Below are 4,969 nucleotides of genomic sequence, written 5' to 3'. Positions count from 1 at the left end.
GTAGTTAAGCTTGTTTTACAGCGTTACAGAGGGAGATTCGTGCGGTGAGCATACGTTAACGATGAAAAACATCGTTACAGCAAGGTTGCGGAGGCAAGGCGGCTTCCCTTCCGGTAGTTAAGCTTGTTTTACAGCGTTAGAGCGGGGGTCAAGGGTTACTGGATCTGGGGTGGAGTGATGCGGAGAGGTCAGGATACTCGGGGCTGAGGCGGAGGAATTCTAGGAGTCAGATGGCTCCCGGTTGGCACTCCAGCCCAGATCCCACAAAGGCACTGGCCGGAGCACCACGTGCGCCACAATAAAAAAGCCCGCAGGAGTCACCCCTGCGGACATCACTTCTATCGCTTTTTGCTCAAATTAAGCTCCTTCATAATTTGCCGGCCTGTTGGCGTCTGGGCCAAGCCGCCTTTGGCGGTTTCCCGATGCTTTTCGGGCATCGCGGTGCCCACCTCGTACATCACCTGCACGACTTCGTCGGATGGGATGACGGAACGGACACCCGCCAGCGCCATATCGGCTGCTGCCATCGCGTTCACTGCGCCGAAGCCGTTGCGGACGATACAGGGAATTTCGACCAGTCCGCCGACCGGGTCGCAGATAAGCCCTAGCGTGTTCTTCAGCGCTAGTCCCACCGCATGCATCGCTTGCTCCGGCGTGCCGCCGCGAAGCTCAACCAGCGCTCCCGCTGCCATCCCGATCGCGGAGCCCACCTCAGCCTGGCAGCCGCCTTCCGCGCCAGAAACAAAAGAGTTGTTCGCGATGACATAACCAATCGCGCCCGCACTCAGCATGCTTAAGGAGCTAAGCTCATTGATCAAGGCATCCGGGACGGAGACATCCGTTTCAATAACGGTCATCGCCTCGCGATCCCTGCCTTTCCGATCCAAATCCATGAATCCGATATTGATTTGGTTACGGCCGAGCAAAGTGGTAATGTCTGCGATCATACCCGGACGGTCATGATGAGAAATAATCAACGTAGGATACACCGCTGTAAATTTCACATCGAACTGATTCACATTCACAATTTCGACGTTGCCGCCACCGATGGATGCCCCGATCATGCTCACTTCTTTGGTCCCAGAGGAAATCGTAAATTTGACCGTATTCGGATGGTCGGCTTTATCTTTACTCGTGAGGAAAGCAATCTCCACTCCACGAGCTTCGGCTTCTTCGGCTGCTTCCGGAATCCGCGGATCATCCGTTTCAAAATCGAGCAAGCCGCCTATAAGCGCCAAGTCGGTACCATGCCCCCGGTATGTATCCGCAAAAGAGCCATACAATGTAATTTCAACTTTGGTTGGCTGCTCACCGAGCAGCTGCCTGACAACACGTCCTAAACGGACGGCTCCCGCTGTATGGGAGCTGGATGGACCTATCATGGAAGGTCCAATAATGGAAAACACATCTTTAAAGCGCATCATGCAGTTCTCCAATCTTAAAAGGTTAAAGCTTTATACTTCTATTGTATGAAGTGCTTCTACGAATGACAAGGTCTTTTATCTTGTCCTTATTTTCCCAAAATGTACCGGTCTCATTCTAATGTGACGCTGATTGTATTAAACCACAAAAAAGCCCCTACAAACGCTAAAAGCGTAAATAGGGACTCTGGTTACTTATGTAGAAAACTTAAACAACCAATGCAGCTGTTTCTAGGTTTCTGGAGCCCCGCTCTTGCTCATTAACCTTCCTACCCTTGCCGAAAGGAATGCAAAGCGGTGTACCGAATAACGGATCCTGAATAATTTGGCAATCCATATTAAATACGGTACGGATCGTATCCTCAGTAATAATATCTTCCGGCGTCCCTTGGAAGGCAATCTTCTTGTTATGAATAGCCACGATGTGATGCGCATAACGACAAGCCAGATTAATGTCATGCAAAACCATTACGATGCTGCGCTGCTGTTGGACATTCAATTCAAATAACAGATCAAGCACTTCAACTTGGTGTGACATATCCAGATACGTTGTAGGCTCGTCGAGTAAAATCGTATCCGTTCCCTGTGCCAACGTCATGGCAATCCAGGCTCGTTGTCGCTGCCCGCCTGATAAGGAATCAACAGTGCGATCCGCATATTGCTGCATATTCGTAGCCTTCAGCGCTTTCGTTACCATCTCTTCATCTTCTGCGGACCACTGCTGCAGCCAGCTCTGGTATGGATATCTCCCTTGCTTGACAAGCTGGAGTACGGTTAATCCTTCTGGAGCAACTGGACCTTGTGGCAAAATGGACAAACGCTTCGCAATTTCCTTCGTCGGAAGCTTGGCGATTGCTTGCCCATCTAGCAAGATGCTGCCATTTGTAGGCTTCAGCAACCTGGCCAATGAACGAAGTAACGTTGATTTACCGCAGCCGTTGCTGCCGATAAACACGGTGATTTTCCCTTTCGGGATCGCAATATCCAAATCTTCATAGATACTGTTCTCTCCATAAGTTAACGTTAAATGTTGGGCCTCGATGGCGTGCATCGGTCATCAATCCTTCCTTGGCTATATAATCAAACGAAAGTGTGTATAGTCGTCTTTGTATGTGAGGCAAGTGGAATCCAAACTTTATTTATTTAGTGTATAGTTGATGAAAACCATTGTCAATGATTTTGAGAATCATTTTCAACAAAAACCTTTATGCAAGCACCAATTTAATCCATTCCGTGAATGGACGTACAGTCCCTATTCAACTAACCATCTTTTTCTCCACAAAAAAAGGACTTCCCAGGTCATTTTTGACCAACTGAGAGAGCCCTTTTATCCATAACACTCGACTTAACAGTTCAGCTCGATGCTCCTTTTAATGCGTCATGCCGCAGGGAACTACAGTCCGCTATTATGCAAAAATCATCCAATTGAGTGGGAGGAGGGGAACTCCAGGGTMTTATCTAACCAACATCCCCCCCATTTGATGCTCAAAATGACAAATTAGCGGATCATAGTTCCCCTTCGTCTGCCACAACACCGACTTTTAGCTAAATAGCGTCATGTAGTTCCTTTAACGACTGCCCCGCACCAAATAACGCGAGCGAGCATCACACAAACTGAATATCCCCAGAGATCCCCCATTTGACCAAGTGAGCATGTTGTACACTTGTTTGTTCCGGGGCGTTGGGACGATCGGCGAAATTTTTGATTCCCGCATATTGATCAGGACTGGTCAGGTAGCGGTCGCCTTCATAATGATGATGAGGACCATAGACGTTAAAAGTGCTCGGGTACAACGCGACTTTCAGCTCGTATGAACCTGCCGCAAGATCCTTCGGCAAATTTACTGTCCAATGAGGCGCCCAGCACCAGCCCAACTCCTTGCCCGAGAGCCAAACCTGCGCCGCATCTGCTCGAACGTCCGTAAGTTGCAAGTCGGTATATCCACCTAGTTGATTCGCTTGCAGCGAGATAGTTTTCTTCGCTATGACAGGCGCCCCCAGGAATGGGAAGCCAGCGGTAATCAAGTCAGCTGCATCGATAACTGCCGGCATCGGGACTAAGTGGAACGGTCCGTCTGCCATCCATTGCCGCTCATCCTTCTCGCGTAGAGGGAACTTACTCCTAACCGCAAATCGGCCGCGTAAAAAAGCAATCGGACACGCTTCTCCTCCAGTAATAGGCGTTACTTCAATAGACAGCAGTTGGTCTAGCCCGACCCGCACGTCGTTGCTTTCTTAATATTGGTCAGCTTCGCCAGCAGGTCATCTTTCGCCTGGATAGAGACCATCATCCAATCGTCCTTCACATCAAGACGAGAATAATTCACTAAGAAATCCTTGTTATCATGACTGTAAAAAAAGGAGCCTTTCATCTCATCACTGAACTGCGCCATGAAGGCGGGGTCACGATTAAAACTTCCTTCTCCCGTTTGATCCCCGAAAATAACGGATTCGCCGGCTGCGTCAATAAACGCGTATTTTTTATTCGTTTTGGACAAATTGGCCATATAGAGATCGCGCAGCGCTTCTTCCTTCACATTGACCACCACATACACATTGGTCGGCTCATAACCCAAAAAGGAGTTTTCACTTACACCTTCTACAACGAGCGAAATCACCTTTTGATTCCCTGTAAAAAACGGATCGACATGCCCTTTGCTCCAGAAACCCCGTTTCAACTTCAGAAAATGCTCATACATTTCAGACTGATAAAAGGAGTTGGCCGTATTCCGCACGCTGGAAGTCGGGTAAAAGTCGCCAGTCGGCGTAGCAATCAGGATGCTATCGATCATCGAATCATTAAACTTAACTTGGCTAAAAACATATTGCAATGCGGTCAGCGACTTATAATAGCTGCTGGTGTCCCTGTTATCAACATCTTTCATTAGCTGTTTAAAGGCATCATTGAACATCAGCGCTCTGATCGCGATTCCGATATTTTTCAACCTTTCATTCACGATTTGCGACGATTGATTCACCGTATCTTGACTGGATTGAAGCGTACTCTGCTGAATCTCCTTGGATGCGATTAAGTAGGCGATACTGCCCGTTGCCATCAGCCCTAATGTGATCAGCACGACGAACGTTAACCAAATTCGTTGCTTCAAAGAAAACGAATGAAATAGGCGTGGAACTATCGACCACAATGTATTCATAGGCGGCTTAGCACCTTTCCTGTTGCGTGAATATAGACTTTACCTATTTTATTATAGTGCACGATGACATTGTTCGACATGTGCAAAATTGCAGATGAAGGGCAGCTTTTTCTATGTCCATCTCAAGGGGACGCCCCATTAAGACGCTTCAGCTGAAGTAGATGGAAAATCTACCGCTAATCTACGCTGCCTCAGTGGCAGGGGATGGAGTAACGGTAGAAGCTCCAGTTAAATCGTCGGTAGGTGGGTGAAATCTGCCAGGTATGGTGATATTAGCGGTAGAAAATCCAGCTAACTGGGCAAAAGTGGATCATTCGTGGAAAATAGCAGGAGGAAACGGCGTTAGGTGCGAGTAATCTATCTACTCAAGTACAAGTAATCGTACAAGTAATC

Annotated in this window: 4 protein-coding genes; all 4 read right to left on the bottom strand. The window is 48.0% G+C overall.

Features of this window, described 5'->3' with window-relative positions:
• Positions 1–338: 338 nt before the first annotated feature.
• Entirely contained in the window at positions 339–1,424 is a 1,086-nt protein-coding gene (gene sdaAB, locus AC1DUA_RS26530) for an L-serine ammonia-lyase, iron-sulfur-dependent subunit beta (protein WP_477502624.1), read from the bottom strand.
• 205 nt (positions 1,425–1,629) lie between these two features.
• A complete protein-coding gene (locus AC1DUA_RS26525; RefSeq protein ID WP_477502623.1) occupies positions 1,630–2,472 on the bottom strand; it encodes an ABC transporter ATP-binding protein in 843 nt (280 codons plus the stop codon).
• Between the two features lie 554 nt (positions 2,473–3,026).
• Complete coding sequence (locus AC1DUA_RS26520; protein WP_477502622.1) at positions 3,027–3,644, bottom strand: hypothetical protein; 618 nt, start codon at positions 3,642–3,644, stop codon at positions 3,027–3,029.
• A complete protein-coding gene (locus AC1DUA_RS26515) occupies positions 3,629–4,576 on the bottom strand; it encodes a cache domain-containing protein (protein WP_477502621.1) in 948 nt (315 codons plus the stop codon). Before AC1DUA_RS26515 ends, AC1DUA_RS26520 begins: the two co-directional genes overlap by 16 nt.
• Between the last annotated feature and the right edge of the window lie 393 nt (positions 4,577–4,969).

The organism is Paenibacillus sp. 01T422, assembly GCF_056398785.1.
Note: the sequence above shows the minus strand (reverse complement) of the source record. Positions and strands in the feature narration are given on the sequence as shown.

Bases quoted from the DNA above. Each gene is read 5' to 3' on its own strand.
- sdaAB (WP_477502624.1), bottom strand. From the start codon at position 1,424: ATGATGCGCTTTAAAGATGTGTTTTCCATTATTGGACCTTCCATGATA.
- AC1DUA_RS26525 (WP_477502623.1), bottom strand. From the start codon at position 2,472: ATGCACGCCATCGAGGCCCAACATTTAACGTTAACTTATGGAGAGAAC.
- AC1DUA_RS26515 (WP_477502621.1), bottom strand. From the start codon at position 4,576: ATGAATACATTGTGGTCGATAGTTCCACGCCTATTTCATTCGTTTTCT.